The organism is Streptomyces formicae (assembly GCF_002556545.1).
Lineage (GTDB): Bacteria > Actinomycetota > Actinomycetes > Streptomycetales > Streptomycetaceae > Streptomyces > Streptomyces formicae_A.
Genome location: NZ_CP022685.1, coordinates 5,553,389 through 5,571,330, shown reverse-complemented (window position 1 = coordinate 5,571,330; position 17,942 = coordinate 5,553,389). Strand labels below are relative to the sequence as shown.

General features: G+C 71.2%; 19 protein-coding genes and 3 tRNA genes. 4 read left to right on the top strand and 18 right to left on the bottom strand.

The window, feature by feature from the left end; genetic code table 11:
• Window positions 1-28: 28 nt before the first annotated feature.
• From KY5_RS24255 to KY5_RS24225, 7 genes are all read right to left on the bottom strand, one after another.
• Entirely contained in the window at window positions 29-1,456 is a 1,428-nt protein-coding gene (locus KY5_RS24255) for a DHA2 family efflux MFS transporter permease subunit (RefSeq protein WP_098244225.1), read from the bottom strand.
• A 121-nt stretch (window positions 1,457-1,577) separates the two neighbouring features.
• Complete coding sequence (locus tag KY5_RS24250) at window positions 1,578-2,150, bottom strand: TetR/AcrR family transcriptional regulator (protein WP_098244224.1); 573 nt, start codon at window positions 2,148-2,150, stop codon at window positions 1,578-1,580.
• Window positions 2,151-2,241: 91 nt separating this feature from the next.
• Window positions 2,242-2,670, bottom strand: a complete 429-nt coding sequence (locus tag KY5_RS24245; protein ID WP_098244223.1) for a MaoC family dehydratase — start codon at window positions 2,668-2,670, stop codon at window positions 2,242-2,244.
• 4 nt (window positions 2,671-2,674) lie between these two features.
• On the bottom strand, window positions 2,675-3,127 hold the full coding sequence (locus KY5_RS24240) for a MaoC family dehydratase N-terminal domain-containing protein (RefSeq protein ID WP_098244222.1): 453 nt from the start codon (window positions 3,125-3,127) through the stop codon (window positions 2,675-2,677).
• 86 nt (window positions 3,128-3,213) lie between these two features.
• Window positions 3,214-3,378, bottom strand: a complete 165-nt coding sequence (gene rpmG / locus KY5_RS24235; protein WP_004571794.1) for a 50S ribosomal protein L33 — start codon at window positions 3,376-3,378, stop codon at window positions 3,214-3,216.
• Between the two features lie 88 nt (window positions 3,379-3,466).
• Window positions 3,467-3,539, bottom strand: a tRNA-Met gene (locus KY5_RS24230).
• 47 nt (window positions 3,540-3,586) lie between these two features.
• A tRNA-Thr gene (locus tag KY5_RS24225) sits at window positions 3,587-3,659 on the bottom strand.
• Window positions 3,660-3,902: 243 nt separating this feature from the next.
• On the opposite strand from KY5_RS24225, the gene KY5_RS24220 reads away from it, so the two are divergent.
• Together KY5_RS24220 and KY5_RS24215 are read left to right on the top strand one after the other, a co-directional pair.
• Complete coding sequence (locus KY5_RS24220) at window positions 3,903-5,189, top strand: amidohydrolase family protein (protein WP_098244221.1); 1,287 nt, start codon at window positions 3,903-3,905, stop codon at window positions 5,187-5,189.
• Window positions 5,190-5,342: 153 nt separating this feature from the next.
• Entirely contained in the window at window positions 5,343-5,999 is a 657-nt protein-coding gene (locus KY5_RS24215; RefSeq protein WP_098244220.1) for an SDR family oxidoreductase, read from the top strand.
• A gap of 79 nt (window positions 6,000-6,078) precedes the next feature.
• Here KY5_RS24215 and KY5_RS24210 read toward each other — a convergent pair whose 3' ends face one another.
• Complete coding sequence (locus tag KY5_RS24210; protein ID WP_055547851.1) at window positions 6,079-6,291, bottom strand: hypothetical protein; 213 nt, start codon at window positions 6,289-6,291, stop codon at window positions 6,079-6,081.
• A 291-nt stretch (window positions 6,292-6,582) separates the two neighbouring features.
• Window positions 6,583-6,664 (bottom strand) — tRNA-Tyr (locus tag KY5_RS24205).
• Window positions 6,665-6,860: 196 nt separating this feature from the next.
• Between KY5_RS24205 and KY5_RS24200 the strand changes: the two genes are divergently transcribed.
• On the top strand, window positions 6,861-7,349 hold the full coding sequence (locus KY5_RS24200; protein ID WP_055547853.1) for a YajQ family cyclic di-GMP-binding protein: 489 nt from the start codon (window positions 6,861-6,863) through the stop codon (window positions 7,347-7,349).
• A gap of 116 nt (window positions 7,350-7,465) precedes the next feature.
• Here the strand turns inward: KY5_RS24200 and KY5_RS24195 are convergent, their stop codons facing one another.
• Window positions 7,466-7,732 (bottom strand): GlsB/YeaQ/YmgE family stress response membrane protein, encoded by a 267-nt coding sequence (locus KY5_RS24195; protein ID WP_098244219.1) that lies wholly within the window; start codon window positions 7,730-7,732, stop codon window positions 7,466-7,468.
• A 131-nt stretch (window positions 7,733-7,863) separates the two neighbouring features.
• Here KY5_RS24195 and KY5_RS24190 point away from each other — a divergent pair, with 131 nt between their 5' ends.
• Complete coding sequence (locus KY5_RS24190; protein WP_098244218.1) at window positions 7,864-9,105, top strand: APC family permease; 1,242 nt, start codon at window positions 7,864-7,866, stop codon at window positions 9,103-9,105.
• Between the two features lie 396 nt (window positions 9,106-9,501).
• On the opposite strand, the gene KY5_RS24180 is transcribed toward KY5_RS24190, so the two are convergent.
• The 8 genes from KY5_RS24180 to KY5_RS24145 all read right to left on the bottom strand — a co-directional run bounded on the left by KY5_RS24180 (window position 9,502) and on the right by KY5_RS24145 (window position 17,941).
• Window positions 9,502-10,305: a barstar family protein gene (locus KY5_RS24180; RefSeq protein WP_098244217.1), complete on the bottom strand. Its 804-nt coding sequence runs from the start codon at window positions 10,303-10,305 to the stop codon at window positions 9,502-9,504.
• 15 nt (window positions 10,306-10,320) lie between these two features.
• The gene (locus KY5_RS24175) at window positions 10,321-10,716 is read right to left on the bottom strand and encodes a YccF domain-containing protein (RefSeq protein ID WP_098244216.1); all 396 of its coding nucleotides are present in this window, start codon (window positions 10,714-10,716) and stop codon (window positions 10,321-10,323) included.
• Window positions 10,713-11,576, bottom strand: coding sequence for a zinc metalloprotease HtpX (gene htpX / locus KY5_RS24170; RefSeq protein WP_098244215.1), 864 nt, complete (start codon window positions 11,574-11,576; stop codon window positions 10,713-10,715). Before htpX ends, KY5_RS24175 begins: the two co-directional genes overlap by 4 nt.
• 173 nt (window positions 11,577-11,749) lie before the next feature.
• A complete protein-coding gene (locus tag KY5_RS24165; RefSeq protein WP_234362843.1) occupies window positions 11,750-13,282 on the bottom strand; it encodes an NADH-quinone oxidoreductase subunit N in 1,533 nt (510 codons plus the stop codon).
• The gene (locus KY5_RS24160) at window positions 13,279-14,904 is read right to left on the bottom strand and encodes an NADH-quinone oxidoreductase subunit M (RefSeq protein WP_098244214.1); all 1,626 of its coding nucleotides are present in this window, start codon (window positions 14,902-14,904) and stop codon (window positions 13,279-13,281) included. The genes KY5_RS24165 and KY5_RS24160 overlap by 4 nt, the downstream gene beginning before the upstream one ends.
• Window positions 14,905-14,910: 6 nt before the next feature.
• Window positions 14,911-16,920: an NADH-quinone oxidoreductase subunit L gene (locus KY5_RS24155; RefSeq protein WP_098244213.1), complete on the bottom strand. Its 2,010-nt coding sequence runs from the start codon at window positions 16,918-16,920 to the stop codon at window positions 14,911-14,913.
• On the bottom strand, window positions 16,917-17,336 hold the full coding sequence (gene nuoK / locus KY5_RS24150) for an NADH-quinone oxidoreductase subunit NuoK (protein ID WP_098244212.1): 420 nt from the start codon (window positions 17,334-17,336) through the stop codon (window positions 16,917-16,919). Before nuoK ends, KY5_RS24155 begins: the two co-directional genes overlap by 4 nt.
• On the bottom strand, window positions 17,336-17,941 hold the full coding sequence (locus KY5_RS24145; RefSeq protein WP_098247449.1) for an NADH-quinone oxidoreductase subunit J: 606 nt from the start codon (window positions 17,939-17,941) through the stop codon (window positions 17,336-17,338). The genes nuoK and KY5_RS24145 overlap by 1 nt, the downstream gene beginning before the upstream one ends.
• Between the last annotated feature and the right edge of the window lies 1 nt (window position 17,942).

The window sequence follows — 17,942 nt, the reverse complement described above, 5'->3', positions numbered from 1 at the left end:
GACACGCGCCCGGTGCGATCGTCGCGGCTCAGGCCGCGATCAGCTCCTTGTCCGGCTCCGGAGCGACCGGCTCGGGCGTCGCGCGGCGCGAGGGGATGAACAGCGCCGCCACGGCCCCGAGCGCCACCACCGCGGCGCCCACCCACAGCGCGGGCTCCAGTCCGTCCACGAAGGTCTCGGCACTCCCGTAGCCGCCCCGCGCGGAGAAGATCGAGGACATCACGGCGATGCCGAGCGCGCCGCCGACCTCGCGCAGCGCGTTGTTGGCGCCGGACGCGATGCCCTGCTCGTGCGGCCGGACGCTGGACATGACCAGGTTGGCGGCCGGGGCGAAGTAGAGGGCCATGCCGACGCCGCTGATGACCAGGGCGGGAAGCTGCACTCCGTACGCCGCGTCGGGGCCCACCACCACGGCGTACCAGGCCAGGCCCAGGGCCTGGAGGAAGAGGCCGGTGGCGACGACAGGTCGGCCACCGATCCGGTCGGAGAGGTACCCGGCCAGGGGCGAGACGAGCATCGGCATGCCGGTCCAGGGCAGCATCCGCAGTCCGGCCTCGGTGGGCGAGTAGCCGAGGACCGTCTGCATGTACTGGCTGAGCAGGAAGATCGAGCCGAACATCCCGAGGAACATCAGCAGGCTCGCGGCGTTGATCCCGGAAAACGCACGACTACGGAAGAGGCGCATCGGCAGCATCGGCGCCTTGTTGCGGATGCCGTGGTGGATGAAGCCGCCGAGCAGCGCGACGCCCGCGATCAGGCTGGTGAGGACGGTGGCACTGGCCCAGCCGTCGAGCGGACCGCGCACCAGGGCGTACACGATGCCGAAGAGTCCCCCGCTGGCCAGCAGCGTGCCCGCGCTGTCCAGGCGCGCCCCGGAGGCGTACGACTCGGCGAGACGGAGCCGGGCGAGCGGCAGCAGGATCAAGCCGAGCGGGACGTTCAGCCAGAAGATCCACTGCCAGGACACGTGTTCGGTGAGGCTGCCGCCGATGAGCGGTCCGCTGGCGACCGCGAGGCCGTTGACGGCGCCCCAGATCCCGTACGCCATGCCGCGCTTGGCCACCGGCACGGCCGCCGTCAGGAGGGTCAGCGTCAGCGGCATCATGATCGCGGCACCTGCCCCCTGCACCGCGCGGGCGGTGACCAGGGCCCCGAGGCCGGGCGCGAGGGCCGCGGCGGCCGAAGCCCCGGTGAAGACCGTGAGACCCACCATGAAGAGCTTGCGCCGCCCGAACCGGTCCCCCAGGGCGGCGCCGAACATCAGCAGTACGGCGAACGTGAGGGTGTAGGCGCTCACGGTCCATTCGAGGTCGTGCAGCGCTCCCCCGAAGTCCTCGCGGATGGAGGGCAGGGCGGTGGTGACGACGAGGTTGTCGAGAGCCGCCATGAATCCGGCGACGCTGGTGACGACGAGGGCCCAGACGGCGCTCCCCCGACTCGGTTGCTGCTGTTCCATGACTCCCCCTGTGACATCTCAATGGTTAGTTATTGATGACTAACTTCGCGAGGCAGACGGAACCACGCCGACGACCGACGTGGGGTCCGCCCGGCGCGACGACCGGAACGGCGGTGCGGAACTAGTCCTTCCCGGGGTGATCCTTGACCCGGGCGGAGATGTAGAGCCCCTCCCAGACCGGGTGATCGGCCTTGAAGCCCATCGCGGCCAGGGCGTTGACGAGCATCCCGTAGGCGAGGAACGTCGTGGTCTCGTTCACGTCGGCACCCAGCGGCAGGTGCACCGTGTGCCACAGGTCCATCCAGGCCGTGCGGACCATCTCGCCGAACTCGTGGTCTCCGGAGGCTTCCGCCGCGGCCACGGCGACGTACGCCTGGAGCTGCATCTGCAGCTTGTCCGGGTCCTTGGCGATCACCTCGGTGTACGCCTCCGCCATGGCGTGCAGCGCCTCTTCGCCGTGCAGCCCCTCGGCCGCGGCTTCGAAGACCTTGCGGATGTCCTCCATGCAACGGGTCGTCGCCGCGAGGAACATCGCCTTCTTGCCGGGGAAGAGCCGGAAGAGATACGGCTGCGAGACGCCCACGCGCTTGGCGATCGCCTCGGTGGAGGTGCCGTAGTACCCGCCCCGGGCGAACTCCTTCATCGCCGCGCGGACGACGCTCTCGCGCCGCTCCTCTGCGCTCATCCTGACCATGCGGCTAAGTTAGTGGTCAATCACTACCTACGTCAAGCAGTAAGGGGCGCCCGCAATTGCGGGCGCCCCTTACTGCTGCGTACCGCCCCGCTCAGGCGAGCTGGACGACGGCCCGGGACATGCCCAGGACCTTCTGCCCCTCGCTCGTCGCGACGAGGTCCACCCGGACACGGCCGTCGTCGAGCTTGGCCCCGACCTTGGCCGCGACCTCGATGACCGCGCCCTTGTCGTCGTTCGGGACGACGACGGGCCGGGTGAAGCGCACGCCGTACTCGACGACGGCTCCCGGGTCGCCCGTCCAGTCGGTCACCACGCGGATCGCCTCGGCCATGGTGAACATGCCGTGCGCGATGACGTCGGGAAGACCGACCTCGACCGCGAACTTCTCGTTCCAGTGGATCGGGTTGAAGTCACCGGAGGCACCCGCGTACCGCACGAGTGTGGCGCGCGTCACCGGGAAGCTCTGGGCCGGCAGCTCGGTGCCGACCTCGACGTCGTCGTAGGAAATCTTCGCCGTCATCGCCTCAGGCCCCTTCCGCCGCGCGCGCCACGAGCTTGGTCCAGGCGGTCACGACGTGCTCACCGGCCTCGTCGTGGACCTCGCCCCGGATGTCCAGGATGTCGTTGCCCGCGAGCGACTTGATGGTCTCGATGGACGAGGTGACCGTCAGCCGGTCCCCCGCGCGCACCGGGCGCGTGTAGACGAATCGCTGGTCCCCGTGGACGACCCGGCTGTAGTCGAGTCCCAGCTGCGGGTCCTCGATGACCTGACCCGACGCCTTGAACGTGATCGCAAACACAAAAGTCGGCGGGGCGATCACATCGGAATGACCGAGCGCCTTGGCAGCCTCCGTGTCGGTGTACACGGGATTGGCGTCGCCCACGGCCTCGGCGAACTCGCGGATCTTCTCCCGGCCGACCTCATAGGGATCGGTGGGTGGATAGGACCGCCCCACGAAGGACTGGTCGAGCGCCATGGACTCGGCACCTCCTGCGATTGGTTTCATCAACGACGCGAGGCCGCCCCCAACAATCGGGGACGGCCTCGTGTACGAGCCTGTGTTTAGCGCGTTTCGCGGTGCGCAGTGTGCGCGTTGCAGCGCGGGCAGTGCTTCTTCATCTCAAGACGGTCCGGGTCGTTACGCCGGTTCTTCTTGGTGATGTAGTTCCGCTCCTTGCACTCCACGCAGGCCAGCGTGATCTTCGGGCGGACGTCGGTGGCAGCCACGTGAGTGCTCCTTGACGGACGGATGGACGGATGAACGCATAAAAGAGTAGCCGATCGAAGGACCGACCCCACAATCGGCTACCGTTAGTAGCGGTGACCGGACTTGAACCGGTGACACAGCGATTATGAGCCGCTTGCTCTACCGACTGAGCTACACCGCTGCGATGCCGGATCCCCTCGCCCGAAGGCGAGGATCACTCGACATCAGAGCCCCAATGCGGAATCGAACCGCAGACCTTCTCCTTACCATGGAGACGCTCTACCGACTGAGCTATTGGGGCGAGCGATGAAGACATTACACGGTCGGCCGCCGATCGCCCAAATCCGTTTCGCCAGGGCCCTCCGAGGGCATCGCGAAGGCCGCCTCAACCGCCTCTGAGCACCTCATCCGTGCCGTGGCACCACACCGGTACGACTATTTCGCTCCTCCTCGAAGCGGGCCTTTCGCCGTCCTAGGCTCGACTCACGCTGCGTGATCTTGACGCCCCGACCGACTGCAGCCGCCCCCGAGCCCCAGGAGCGCGATGCCCGACAGCCAGCCGCAGCAGCCGCACTCCTCCGGCTCCTCAGGCCCCGACCCCGCGGCCGAGTCCGGCGCGCTGCTGCTCTGCGGAGCGCGGCTCACCGACGGCAGGACCGTGGACGTCCGGCTCGGAGGCGGGCGCATCGAGGCGGTCGGCACGGCCGGCAGCCTGACCGCCCAGGCCACGCGCGTGGACCTCGGCGGCCACCTCCTGCTCCCGGCCGCCGCCGAGCCGCACACGCACGGTGACACGGCGCTCTCGGCCGAGGTCGAGGGACCCGTCTCGTACGACATCCCGGACGTGCAGCGCAGGGCCACGGAGTCGGCGCTGCTGCAACTCGGGCACGGGGCCACCGCGGTGCGCTCCCACGTACGGATCGGCGACGTCCAGGGGCTCGGCCCGATGGAGGCGGTGCTCCAGGCGCGGCGTTCGCTGCGGGGCCTTGTCGATCTGACGGTGGTCGCCGTGCCCCGGCTGCTGACCGGCGTCGCCGGGTCCGACGGGCTCGCGATGCTGCGGGACGCGATGAAGATGGGCGCCTCCGTAGTGGGCGGTTGTCCGGATCTCGACCCCGATCCGACGGGGTACGCGGAGGCCGTCCTCGAACTCGCCGCCGAGCACGGCTGCCCTGTCGACCTGCACACGGACGGCGCCGATCCGGCCAGGCTGGGACGGCTCGCGGCGATGGCGGGCGGGCTGCGCCCCGGGGTGACGATCGGCCCGTGCGGCGGGCTCGGGCGGCTGCCCGTGGAGGTGATCTCGCGTACGGCCGACCAACTCGCGGCGGCGGGCGTGACGGTCGTCTGCCTGCCCCAGGGCGGCTGCGGCAGCGCCGAGCGGCGCGGCGCCGCTCCCGTACGGCTGCTGCGGGCGGCCGGGGTACGGGTCGCCGCGGGCAGCGGCGCGATGCGGGACGTCTCCAACCCGGTCGGGCGCGGAGACCCCCTGGAGGCCGCCTACTTGCTGGCCTCCCAGTCCGGGCTGCGGCCCGACGACGCCTACGGAGCGGTCAGTACGTCCGCGCGGGCGGCCATGGGACTGCCCGAGGTGCGCGTCGAGGCGGGCTTCCCCGCGGAACTGCTCGCCGTACGGGGCGATCGGCTCGCGGGGGCGCTGTCGCTCGCGTACAGCCGCATCGTGGTGCACCGGGGGCGCGTGGTGGCGCGCACCAGCGCGGTGCGCGAGTACTGCGACTCGGCCGCCGCGGTGGCCCTCGATCTGCCGCGGCAGGGACGCGCCAAGGGGAACGAGCCGGGGCGGCCCAAGGGGGGCGGGACGGGTCCCTGAGAGCTGGTTCGTGCGACTGGTTCGTGCGACTGGTTTCTGAGGGGGCGTGGGCTGTCGGCCGACCGTCCCTGAGGCCCCAGATGCCCCGGCAGCCCCTGAAGGCGTCTCCTCCGCGTGGGGCGAACCCGCCCGCCCTGCCGTACGGTCGGAAACATGCGCATTGTCATCGCTGGAGGTCATGGTCAGATCGCGCTGCGGCTGGAGCGTCTGCTCGCCGCGCGCGGTGACGAGGTCGCCGGGCTGATCCGCGACGCCGGACAGGAAGCCGATCTGCGCGCGGCCGGTGCCGAACCGCTGCTGTGCGACCTGGAGTCGGCGTCCGTCGACGAGGTGGCCGGGCATCTGCGGGGCGCCGACGCCGTCGTGTTCGCGGCGGGCGCGGGACCCGGCAGCGGCGCCGACCGCAAGAGCACCGTGGACCGCGGCGCCGCCGTGCTGTTCGCGGACGCGGCGGAGCTGGCCGGGGTGCGGCGCTATGTCGTCGTGTCCTCGATGGGCGCCGATCCGGCGCACCAGGGCGACGAGATCTTCGACGCCTACCTGCGGGCCAAGGGCGAGGCCGACGCGTACGTACGTTCGCGCGACGCCCTCGACTGGACGGTGCTGCGGCCCGGCATGCTGACGAACGACGCGGGCACCGGTCTCGTACGCCTGGAGGCGGCGACGGGGCGCGGGCCGATTCCGCGCGACGACGTGGCCGCGGTGCTCGCCGAGCTCGTGGAGACGTCGGCGACGGCCGGATTGACGCTGGAGCTGATCAGCGGGTCCGTGCCGGTGCCCGTCGCGGTCAAGTCCGTTGCGGGGAACTGAGCTCGGCGCAGGTGAGGGACGGCGCCGAGAGCGGCTCCTGGCGGCGCTGAGGGCGGCTCCTGGCGGCGCCGAGGGCCGCTCAGAACAGCGGGAGCTGCCCCGGGACCGTCGGGACCACATAGCCGTCCAGAGCGGCCTGTACGGCGCCGAGCTGGGCGTGGCTGCGCGACCCCGGACAAGAGACCAGCTCTTCGCCGGCGCGCGGCCCCGGCGGGTCGTGACGGGCGAACCGGCCACCGACGACGGCGATCTCGCGGCGGCACTCCGGGCAGTTCCTGCGGCGGGATGACATGTGATCAGTGTGCCCATCGGGAGCGCGCGAGGCGCGTTGCCTCTGCGGCACGCCCCCCGAGCATCGGCCTCGGCACCCTGAAAAGGGTCCGCAGCCTGCTCACTCTCCGTGTCCCCGAAGAGGTCGCCCTCGCCGGCCCGGACCTGCTTCCGGAGTCCACAGCGATCGTACGAGGGGGGCTCGGCCCGGCCTGAACGGCGATCCGGGCCGGGTCGGGGCCGGGACCCCTCGCACACGAAGAAACCCCCTCCGTTCTACGTTTCCGCAGATCGGAGGGGGTTTACCTTCATGTGGCGGCGCCAGGATTCGAACCTGGGAAGGCTGAGCCGGCAGATTTACAGTCTGCTCCCTTTGGCCGCTCGGGCACACCGCCGGGGTCGCTGCCTGGTTCCGCTTGCGCGGCGCTCCGTGGCAACGACGTAAACGATACCTGATGGACAGGGGTGCTTCGCCACCCGATTGATCGGCACCCGGCACGGGGGCTGTGGCTAGGCTTTGCGGATGCGGCCGGCGGCATTGGGCCGCGTATCCGTTGAGTACGCACACCCCGATACAAGGAGCCACAGGACATGGCCGACTCCAGTTTCGACATCGTCTCGAAGGTCGAGCGGCAGGAGGTCGACAACGCCCTCAACCAGACCGCCAAGGAGATCTCGCAGCGCTACGACTTCAAGGGCACGGGCGCCTCGATCTCGTGGTCCGGCGAGAAGATCCTGATGGAGGCGAGCGGCGAGGAGCGGGTCAAGGCGATCCTCGATGTCTTCCAGTCCAAGCTGGTCAAGCGCGGCATCTCGCTGAAGTCGCTGGACGCGGGCGAGCCGCAGCTTTCCGGCAAGGAGTACAAGATCTTCGCCTCGATCGAGGAGGGCATCTCCCAGGAGAACGCGAAGAAGGTCGCCAAGATCATTCGTGACGAGGGCCCCAAGGGCGTCAAGGCGCAGGTCCAGGGCGACGAGCTGCGCGTCAGCTCGAAGAGCCGGGACGACCTGCAGACCGTGCAGGCGCTGCTCAAGGGGCAGGACTTCGAATTCGCGCTGCAGTTCGTGAACTACCGGTAGTCCCCCGTAGTTCCCGTACTTCCCGCGGTTGCACGACGCCGAGTACGACACCGAAGGGCGGGCACCCTGGCCGGGTGCCCGCCCTTGCTGCTGGCCGCAGTTCGGGGGAAGGGTGCTCAGCGGCGCGAGTGGCCGAAGAGGACGCGGTAGGCGATCAACAGGACGAGCGAGCCGCCGATGGCCGCCGCCCAGGTGGCCCCGTCGTAGAAGTCGTTGACGATGGGGCGGTCGAGGTAGCGGGCGGAGAGCCAGCCGCCGATGAAGGCGCCCGCGATGCCGATGACGGTCGTGCCGATGAATCCGCCCGGGTCGCGGCCGGGCAGCAGCAGTTTGGCGACGGCTCCGGCGAGCAGCCCCAGAACGATCCAGCTGATGACGCCCATGCGGTGACCTGACCTCTCTCGCGAACCCTTCTCGCGCGGTGGGCTTTTGTGCGGCGAGCTTTTGTGCGGTGTTGTCCTGAAGGACGTCTCTACGGAGTGACTCGGTTGCGGTGATCCGTAAGGTGCGGCGCATGACACAGCAACCGGAGCTCCGACGCACGCTCGGCGTCTTCGACGCGGTGGTGATCGGCCTGGGGTCGATGGTGGGCGCGGGCGTCTTCGTCGCGCTCGGACCCGCCGCCGGAGCCGCCGGATCGGGGCTCCTCGTCGGCCTCGCGCTCGCCGCCGTGGTCGCGTACTGCAACGCCACGTCGTCGGCGCGGCTCGCCGCCCGCTACCCCGCGTCGGGCGGGACCTACGTGTACGGGCGGGAGCGGCTCGGCCCGTTCTGGGGGTACGTGGCGGGCTGGGCGTTCGTCGTCGGCAAGACGGCGTCGTGCGCGGCCATGGCACTGACCGTCGGGGCGTACGCGTGGCCCGCGCAGGCGCACGCCGTGGCGGTCTGCGCCGTGGTGGTGCTGACCTGTGTGAACTACCTCGGCGTGCAGAAGTCGGCGTGGCTGACGCGGGCGATCGTGGCGGTGGTGCTCGGCGTGCTGGCGGCCGTCGTGACCGTCTGTCTGGGGTCGGGCGCGTCCGACGCGGGGCGCGTCGACATCGGGGTGTCGGGCGGGGGCGGCGGGGTGCTGGAGGCCGCCGGGCTGCTGTTCTTCGCCTTCGCCGGGTACGCGCGGATCGCGACGCTCGGCGAGGAGGTGCGGGATCCGGCGCGGACCATTCCGCGCGCGGTGCCCCTGGCGTTGGGCATCACGCTGTGCGTGTACGCGGCGGTGGCGGTGGCCGTCCTCTCCGTACTCGGCACCGAAGGGCTCGCCGACGCGACGGCGCCGCTGGCCGACGCGGTACGGGCGGCCGGTGCGCCGGGGCTCGTGCCGGTGGTGCGGGCGGGCGCGGCGGTGGCGGCCGCGGGATCGCTGCTCGCGCTGATCCTCGGCGTCTCGCGGACGACGCTCGCGATGGCCCGCGACGGGCATCTGCCGGGCCCTCTCGCGGCCGTGCACCCGCGCTTCCGGGTGCCGCACCGCGCGGAGGCCGCCGTCGGCCTGGTGGTCGCGGTGGCGGCAGCGACGGCGGACGTACGCGGGGCTATCGGCTTCTCCTCCTTCGGGGTGCTGGTGTACTACGCGATCGCCAACGCCTCGGCGTGGACGCTGGGTTCGTCGGTCACCGCGCGCGTGGTGCCCGCGGTGGGCGGCGTCGGGTGCGTGGTGCTCGCGTTCGCGCTGCCGGTGTCCTCGGTGGTGACGGGCGGGGCGGTGCTGGTGGTGGGGGCCGCGGCGTACGGAGTGCGGCGGATTCCCTGGCGGCGGTGAGAGGGCGAGGGCGAGGGGGCGAGGGATGGCTCAGGTCTGTCGCACGCGTGCGTGGCCGTCGTGCGCGTGCGTGGGGCCGTCGTGCCAACTCGGCAGGTCCATGCCGTCGTTGTCCTCCTGGTACCAGCCCGTGCCGTCGAGCCAGACCGTGAGCAGGCTCTCCAGGCTCGGGGAGTCGACGAACCACAGGGGACGCGGGTCGCCGCCGTCGGGCTCGTAGAGCAGGACCTGCGCCGGGCCGAATCCGCCGTCCCCGACGCGGGTGTAGAGCGCGGCGAGCAGCGGCGGCAGCCTGAAGCCGAGGGGCGGCCTCGGCGCGGGCCGGCAACTGCTCGGTGTCGGTCATGACTTCATGCTGGACCACGGCACTGACAACACGGCACTGACAACGGGGCCTCAGGCCAGGACGACCTCGACGCCCGCGCGAAGGACGAAGTCGAGCAGTTCCTCGAAGGACGGCGGGCGCCCGTCCGTGCGGGGCGTGACGCCCAGGCAGGTCCGCGCGATGTGCGCGTCGTGCCAGACGAGCGTGAAGGGCGCGAGCGCGCCGAAGCCGCCGCGCAGGCACTCGGACAGGGTCTCCAGGTCGCGTCCGAAGTAGCCCGCGGGGCCGTTCAGGGCCTCGCCGAGGGCGCAGTAGAAGGCGGGCTCGTCGGTGATGTGGCGGCCGTCCAGGTGGTACGAGACGCCGGGCCCCGCGTCCGGACTGCGCCGTCTGCCGTTGACCCGGGCGACGCCGAGCCAGTGCGCGCGACCGGCCGTCCCGTGCCGCGCCCAGCCGTTGCGTTCCTCGGGGCGGCCGCACCACCAGGTCTCCCAGACCTCGCGGGCGGCGCGCGGCGGGCGCACGGTCCACGGGTCGAGGGCGAGGTCGACGAGGCCGCGTCCGCGCGCGGACGGGATCCAGGCGACGACCTCGCCCTCCACGGCGTACTGGAGGGTCTGCCCCATGCTGCCGAGACGCAGCACCCTGCCGTGCCCGAGGTCGCTGCCGCCCGCGTCCAGGGCGTCCCGCAGGGCGCCGCGCGCCGAGCAGCCGATGAGGCGTACGGGCGGCTCCACGAGTTCATCGGGAGTGGCGCCCTCGTCCGGCAGTTGGTCGGCGAAGAGCTGTTCCGCGTCGGCGCAGAGCGCCCAGATGTCGTCGTACGGGGACCGCTCGGGGTCGTACGCCGCCAGTGCGTACCTCGGGAGTTGCACCGGAGTGCGCCCGCTCTAGTAGCGCGCGGCGAACGGCTGGTCGGTGCGGACGATCTCGCGGCCAAGGGGCAGCAGCGAGACCGGGATCAGCTTGAAGTTGGCGATGCCCAGGGGGATGCCGATGATCGTGACGCACAGCAGGAAGCCGGTGACGATGTGGCCGATGGTGAGCCACCAGCCCGCGAGGACCAGCCACAGGACGTTGCCCACGCAGGACGGGGCGCCCGCGTCGCGGCGCTCGACCGTCGTGTAGCCGAAGGGCCACAGGGCATAGCGGCCGATGCGGAAGCTGGCCAGGCCGAAGGGGATGCCGATGATCGTGATGCAGAGCAGCGCGCCTGCGACCAGGTAGGCCAGGAACATCCAGAAGCCGCAGAGGACGAGCCATATGACGTTCAGGATTGTCTTCACTGGTGGCGACCTGCCATCTGCTCGAGTCGGGCAATGCGCTCCGCCATCGGCGGATGCGTGGAGAACATCTTGGACATGCCCTGCCCCGGGCGGAAAGGGTTCGCAATCATCATGTGACTCGCCGTCTCGAGACGGGGCTCGGGCGGCAGCGGCAACTGCTTCGTCCCCGCGTCGAGTTTACGCAGGGCGCTCGCGAGAGCGAGAGGGTCTCCGGTCAGTTGCGCGCCGGACGCGTCGGCCTCGTACTCCCTGGAGCGGCTGATCGCGAGCTGGATGATGGAGGCCGCGAGGGGGCCGAGCAGCATGATCAGGAGCATGCCGAAGATGCCGGGTCCGTCGTTGTCGTTCGAGCGGCCGACCGGGATCAGCCAGGCGAAGTTGACCAGGAACATGATCACGGAGGCGAGGGCGCCCGCGACCGACGAGATCAGGATGTCGCGGTTGTAGACGTGGCTGAGCTCGTGACCGATGACACCGCGCAGTTCGCGCTCGTCCAGGATCCGCAGGATGCCGTCCGTGCAGCACACCGCCGCGTTGCGCGGGTTGCGGCCCGTGGCGAACGCGTTGGGCGCCTCCGTCGGTGAGATGTAGAGGCGGGGCATGGGCTGGCGGGCCTGGGTGGAGAGCTCGCGGACCATGCGGTACAGCTCGGGGGCCTCGAATTCGCTCACCGGACGGGCGCGCATCGCGCGCAGGGCGAGCTTGTCGCTGTTCCAGTACGCGTACGCGTTGGTGCCGAGCGCTACGAAGAGCGCGACGACCAGACCCGTACGCCCGAAGAAACTGCCGATGACAAGGATGAGCGCGGACAGTCCCCCGAGGAGTACGGCGGTCTTCAATCCGTTGTGCCGGCGGTGCACGGTACGCCCTCCTGGTGGTGCGTGGGGGAACCCTCTGCTGACTGGTGCTTCCACTGTTCAGTGGACCCTCCCGTACTGGTCAACGCCAGGCGGGGGGCACTAGTTCCCTTGTGCGCGCAGGAGCGGTGTAGGCCGCGTGGGTGACGGCCCGCGTGCTCGTCGTGGACGGGCCCTCAGAAGAGTCCCGTGTCGGCGAATCGCAGCACGAGCTGGGGCGCTCCGGAGAGCGCGACGCCGAGGATCGCGGTCAGGGCGATGGCCGCGGTGAGCGGGGCGGGGGCGCGGTGCTCGACGGGCTCTCCCCGGGGGGCACGGAAGAGCAGCGCGGTCCACTGGAGGTAGTAGAAGAGCGCGATCACGACGTTCACGGCCATCACCACGGCGAGCCAGCCCAGGCCCGCGTCGACCACCGCGGAGAAGACCGTGACCTTCGCGAAGAGGCCGATGATGCCGGGCGGCAGGCCCGCGAGGCAGAGCAGGAAGAAGCCGAGGACGAGGGCGGCCAGGGGGCTTCGCGCGTACAGGCCGCGGTAGTCGCTGACGCGGTTCAGGCGCTGGGAGCGGCCGACGAGGGCCGCCACGGCGAAGGCTCCGAGGTTCACGGCCGCGTACATCAGGGCGTACGCGACGGTGGAGCCGATGGCCTTCTGGGCGCCCGCGTCGTCGTCGGCGTATCCGGCGGCGGCGATCGGCACCAGGAGGTAGCCCGCCTGGCCGACCGAGGACCAGGCGAGCAGGCGGACCGCGCTGTACGCGCGCGTGGCCCGCTGTCGCAGCGCCGCGACGTTGCCCGCGGTCATGGTGAGGGCGGCGAGGACCGCGATCGCGGGGCCCCAGACGTCCGCGTACGAGGGGAAGGCGACGACGGTGACGAGGATCAGCCCGGTGAAGCCGACGGCCTTTCCTACGACGGAGAGGTACGCGGCGACGGGCAGGGGCGCGCCTACGTAGGTGTCGGGCACCCAGAAGTGGAAGGGCACGGCCGCCACCTTGAAGGCGAAGCCGACGAGGGTGAGGGCGACTCCGGCCTGGGCGAGCGTGTGCAGCTGCCCGTCGACGTCCTGGAGTTCGGTGGCGATCTCCGTGAGGTGCAGGGTGCCGGTCGCGGCGTACACGAAGCTGACGCCGAGGAGGCTCACCGCGGTCGCGGTGACCGAGGAGAGGAAGAACTTCAGGGCCGCTTCGGAGGAGCGCTTGTCGCCGCGCTTGAGGCCGACGAGCGCGAAGGCCGGGAGGGAGGCGACTTCGAGGGCGACGATGAGCGTCGCGAGGTCGCGCGACGCGGGCAGCAGGGCGGCGCCCGCCGCGGAGGAGAGCAGCAGGAACCAGTACTCCCCCGCGGGCAGTTCGTCCTGGGAGTCCTTGAGGGTGCTCATGGAGAGCAGGGCGGCGAGCAGGGCGCCGCCGAGGACCAGGAGCTGGATGACGAGGGTGAAGCGGTCGGCGGTGTAGCTGCACGCGTGCGTGCCGCCGCCGGTCAGGCAGAAGGTCGAGCGGTCGTCGTCCAGGAGGGGCAGCAGCGCGAGCGCGGCGGCGGCCAGGCCCGCCACGGAGATCCAGCCGAGGACCGCCTTCTTGCCGGCGCCGACGAAGAGGTCGGCGACCAGGACGACGAGGCCGACGACCGCCGCGATGGTCGGCGGTGCGATCGCGACCCAGTCGACGGACTGGACGAGGCTTGCGGCGCTTTCGGCGGCCACGGTCACGACTTGCCTCCTGTGAGGAGCTTCTGCACGGCCGGGTCGGTCAGGCCGAGGAGAGCCGCGGGCCAGAGTCCGGCGAGGACGGTGAGGGCGACGAGCGGGGTCCAGGCGGCGAATTCGTAGCCGTGGACGTCGGCGAGTCCCGTCGGCGCGGGCTCAACCGCAGGTTCGGCCGCGCGTTCGACCGCGACTTCGGCCGCGGGCTTCGGCATCGGGCCCATGCAGACGCGGCGTACGACGATGAGCATGTACGCGGCGGTGAGCAGGGTGCCGAAGGCCGCGATGGCCATGAAGGTGAGGAAGGCGGGGCGGCTCAGGTCGTCGGCAGGCTTGAACGCGCCGAACAGCGCGAGCATCTCGCCCCAGAACCCGGCGAGGCCCGGCAGCCCGAGCGAGGCGACGGCGCCGAAGGCGATCAGGCCGCCGAGGCGGGGCGCCTTGCCGTAGAGCGCGGCGCCGGACTCCTGCGCGAGGGAGTCGAGGTCGGTGGTGCCGGTGCGGTCCTTGAGCGCGCCGACGAGGAAGAACAGCAGGCCGGTGATGAGGCCGTGGGCGATGTTGGCGAACAGCGCGCCGTTCACGCCGGTCGGGCTCATCGTCGCGATGCCGAGCAGCACGAAGCCCATGTGGCCGACGGACGAGTACGCGATGAGGCGCTTGAGGTCGCCCTTCGCGCCCTGCCTGGCCAGCGCGAGGCAGGCCAGGGATCCGTAGATGATCCCGACGACCGCGAAGGCGGCGAGGTACGGCGCGAACTCCCGCATCCCGTCCGGCGCGACGGGCAGCAGGATGCGGACGAACCCGTACGTACCCATCTTCAGCATCACACCGGCCAGCAGGACCGAGCCGACGGTCGGCGCGGCGGTGTGGGCGTCCGGCAGCCAGCTGTGCAGCGGCCACATCGGCGTCTTGACCGCGAGCCCGATCCCGATCGCCAGAACGGCGATGACCTGCACGGACGTGGTCAGGCCCCGGCCGTTGTCAGTGGCGAGTGCCACCATGTCGAACGTGCCTGAGTTGAGCCCGATGAGCAGGAGGCCGAGCAGCATCACGACGGAGCCGAGCAGGGTGTAGAGGATGAACTTCCAAGCCGCCCGGGTCCGTTGCGCACCGCCCCAGCGGGCGATGAGGAAGTACATCGGGATGAGCACCATCTCGAACGCCAGGAAGAACAGCAGCAGATCGAGGACGGCGAAGGTCGCGAGGGTGCCGGACTCGAGCACGAGGATAAGTGCCACGAATGCCTTGGGGGACGGCCCGGCAGGCATTTTGAAGTAGCTGTAGAGCGCGCAGAGGAAGGTCAGCAGCGCCGTCAGGACCAGAAGGGGGAGCGAGATGCCGTCGATGCCGAGGTGGATGCGCACGTCGAGTGCGGGGATCCAGCTGATATCGGTCGTGGCCTGCATCTTCGACGGCTGGTCGTGGTCGAAGCCGAGCGCGAGGACGATCGCGGCGATGAGGATCGCGCCGGTCACGACCACGCCGTGGCGCAGCACGGCCTGGTCGGGCGACGTCCCCTTCAGTCCGGGCGGGGCGGGCAGGAGAGCGGCCACGGCGCCGATGAGCGGGCCGACGACGATCAACGCCAGAAGAAACTGCATCACGGACTCACTGATACCGATCACGGCTGCTCACGCTCCGGCGGTGGCGACGAGGACGGCGGCGACGGCCAGGACGACCGCGCCTGCGAGCAGCGCGCTCAGATAGGTCTGCACGTTGCCGGTCTGCGCCCGGCGGACGGCCGCGCCCAGCCAGCGGGGCGCCGCGCCCGCGCCGCGCACGTACGTCTCGACGACCTCGCGGTCGAGGAAGCGTACGAGCCGCGCGGCGGCCTGGACGGGGCGTACGAACAGGGCGGCGTAGACGGCGTCGAGGCGGAAGCCGACGGCGGCGTGGCGGTGCAGCGGGCCGAGCAGCAGGCGGCCGGGGTCGGCCGGGTCGGGCGCCGATGCCACGTCTCCGTACGCGGGGGCGTGGCTGGCGATGGCCTCCGCCTCGACGAGACCTCCGTCGCCTTCCGGGTTCGCGGCGACCGCGCCCAGCGGGACGCGGGCGGCGAGCGCCGTGGTGTGCCGCCACGCGCCGTAGGTGACGAGGGCGCCGACCAGGGCGAAGCCCGTACCCAGGACGGAGGTCGTGAGCGTCGGGGTGAGCGAGTGGCCGTCGAACCAGTCCGGCAGGACGCCGACGGAGAGTCCGAAGGCGAGGGAGGGGACGGCGAGCACCCAGAGCACGGCCGTCATGGTGACGGGCTGCTTTCCGTGGTCGGGGGCCTCCGCTCCCCTGCCGTGGAAGGCGAGGAGCCACAGACGCGTCGCGTACGCGGCGGTGAGGAGGGCGGTGAGCAGACCGGCGACGAGGACGATCCAGCCCGCCGCGGTGGGCACGGCATCGGCGTGGCCCGTGGCCGTGTGCTCGGCGGCACCGAGCACCGCCTCCTTGGAGAAGAAGCCGCTGAACGGCGGGATCGCGGCGAGCGCGAGGAGCGCCACGGTCATCGTCCAGTAGGCGTCGGGGACGCGGTCGCGCAGGCCCTTCATGCGGGACATGGCGGCGAGCGAATTGGTGCCCGCGGCGTGGATGATCACGCCCGCGGCGAGGAACAGGAGCGCCTTGAAGGCGCCGTGCGACAGGAGGTGGAAGACGGCGGCACCGCGGTCGCCGACGGCGAGGGCGCCGGTCATGTAGCCGAGCTGGCCGATCGTCGAGTACGCGAGGACGCGCTTGATGTCGTCCTGGGCGAGCGCGGCGAGGGCCGAGCCCGCCATCGTCACGGCGGCCATGACGGCAAGGACCACCAGGGCCGCCCCCGAGGCGGCGAAGACGGGGAGGAGCCGGGCCACGAAGTAGACACCGGCGGCGACCATCGTCGCGGCGTGGATCAGCGCGGAGACGGGCGTGGGGCCCGCCATCGCGTCGGGCAGCCAGGTGTGCAGCGGGAACTGCGCGGACTTGCCCGCCACGCCCGCCAGGAGCAGCAGGGCGATCAGCGTCGGGTGGTCGAGGCCGCCGTCCGCGACGGTCGCCAGGATCGTCGTGACGCGGAAGGAGCCGGTGTCCGCGGCGAGCGCGAACAGGCCGATCAGGAAGGGGACGTCGCCGAGCTTGGTGACCAGGAAGGCCTTCAGGGACGCGGCGCGCGCCTCGGGGGTCTCCCAGTAGTGGCCGACCAGGAAGTACGAGCAGATGCCCATGATCTCCCAGCCGACCAGGAGCACCATCAGGTCGCCGGAGTAGACGACGAGCAGCATCGCGGAGGTGAAGAGGGAGACGAGAGCGGCGTACGAGGGGTAGCGCGGGTCGTCGCGGAGGTAGCCCGTCGAGTAGATCTGCACGCAGGAGGCGACGACGCCGACCAGGACGGCGACGAGGGCGGCGAAGCCGTCGATGTGCAGGGCGAGTTCGATGGGGACCGAGCCGGTCGGGGTGAGCTCGGTGGCGGCGTCCAGGGCGGCCGTGCCGCCACCGGTGCCGCCGCCCTGCCGGACGGACACGAGCACGGCGAGGAGCAGGGCCGTCAGCGTGGGCAGGACGGCGAGGGGGCGTACGAGACCGGGGACCTTGCGGCCGAGCAGCAGGCCCGCGGCCGCGCCCAGGAACGGAAGGAGGGGGACGAGGACGGCGAGGGTGGTCGTGGTCACGCGGTGGCCTCAGCCTTCTGCGCCGGTGCGGCCTCGTCGCCGGTGGCGTCCCCGGTGTCGTCGAGGGCGTCGGCTTCGCCGGTGTCGTCGGAGTCGTCGTCCGGGCCCTCGGCGGTGTCGCGGAGATCGTCGACGGCGGAGCTGCCGCGGTTGCGGTAGACGGCGAGGACGATCGCGAGGCCGATGCCGATCTCGGCGGCGGCGATGGCGATGGTGAACAGGGTCAGGGCCTGGCCCGCGTGCAGGGCGTCGCGGAGCCAGACGTCGAAGGCGACCAGGTTGAGGTTGACGGCGTTGAGCATCAGCTCGACGGACATCAGGACCAGGATCGCGTTGCGGCGGGCGAGCACGCCGTACAGGCCGACGCAGAAGAGGAGGACGGCGAGGACGGCGGGATAGGCGAGGTGGAGGTGCATCAGCTGTTGTCCTCCTGGTCCTGGGCGGCTCTTCGGTCCTGGGCGGCGCTTCCGTCCTCGGCGGCCTTCTTGCGGGACAGGACGATCGCGCCGACGAGGGCGGCGAGGAGGAGGACCGAGAGGGCCTCGAAGGGCAGTACCCAGTGCCGGAAGAGGATCGATCCGGTCACGTCGGTGGAGCCCTGGGCGGCGCCGTCCAGGTCGATCACCGTGGTGCGGAACGCGTCCACGACGACCCAGACCAGGGCGGCCGCGGCGGCGAGCGCCACCGCGAGCGCGACCGGGCGGTTGCCCGAATCGGCGTCCGGTGAGCGGCCGATGGGGGCCCTGGTCAGCATCAGACCGAAGAGGAGGAGGACCACGACGGATCCGACGTAGATGAGGACCTGCACCCAGGCGATGAACTCCGCGGTGAGCAGGAGGTACTCGACGGCGAGTCCGCCGAGCGCGACCACCAGCCACAGCGCGGCGTGCACCAGCTGCTTGGTCGTGACCGTGATGACCGCGGCGCCGAGGGTGACGAGGCCGACGAGGAGGAAGGCGATCTCGACGCCGGTCGGGGACAGGAAGCTCTGGGTTTCGGCGGCGATCGTTCCGGCGGCGATG

What these genes read in the sequence shown, in the direction of transcription:
- KY5_RS24255 (WP_098244225.1), bottom strand. Translation starts at nt 1,456, where the DNA reads ATGGAACAGCAGCAACCGAGTCGGGGGAGCGCCGTCTGGGCCCTCGTC.
- KY5_RS24250 (WP_098244224.1), bottom strand. Translation starts at nt 2,150, where the DNA reads ATGGTCAGGATGAGCGCAGAGGAGCGGCGCGAGAGCGTCGTCCGCGCG.
- KY5_RS24245 (WP_098244223.1), bottom strand. Translation starts at nt 2,670, where the DNA reads ATGACGGCGAAGATTTCCTACGACGACGTCGAGGTCGGCACCGAGCTG.
- KY5_RS24240 (WP_098244222.1), bottom strand. Translation starts at nt 3,127, where the DNA reads ATGGCGCTCGACCAGTCCTTCGTGGGGCGGTCCTATCCACCCACCGAT.
- KY5_RS24220 (WP_098244221.1), top strand. Translation starts at nt 3,903, where the DNA reads ATGCCCGACAGCCAGCCGCAGCAGCCGCACTCCTCCGGCTCCTCAGGC.
- KY5_RS24215 (WP_098244220.1), top strand. Translation starts at nt 5,343, where the DNA reads ATGCGCATTGTCATCGCTGGAGGTCATGGTCAGATCGCGCTGCGGCTG.
- KY5_RS24210 (WP_055547851.1), bottom strand. Translation starts at nt 6,291, where the DNA reads ATGTCATCCCGCCGCAGGAACTGCCCGGAGTGCCGCCGCGAGATCGCC.
- KY5_RS24200 (WP_055547853.1), top strand. Translation starts at nt 6,861, where the DNA reads ATGGCCGACTCCAGTTTCGACATCGTCTCGAAGGTCGAGCGGCAGGAG.
- KY5_RS24195 (WP_098244219.1), bottom strand. Translation starts at nt 7,732, where the DNA reads ATGGGCGTCATCAGCTGGATCGTTCTGGGGCTGCTCGCCGGAGCCGTC.
- KY5_RS24190 (WP_098244218.1), top strand. Translation starts at nt 7,864, where the DNA reads ATGACACAGCAACCGGAGCTCCGACGCACGCTCGGCGTCTTCGACGCG.
- nuoK (WP_098244212.1), bottom strand. Translation starts at nt 17,336, where the DNA reads ATGCACCTCCACCTCGCCTATCCCGCCGTCCTCGCCGTCCTCCTCTTC.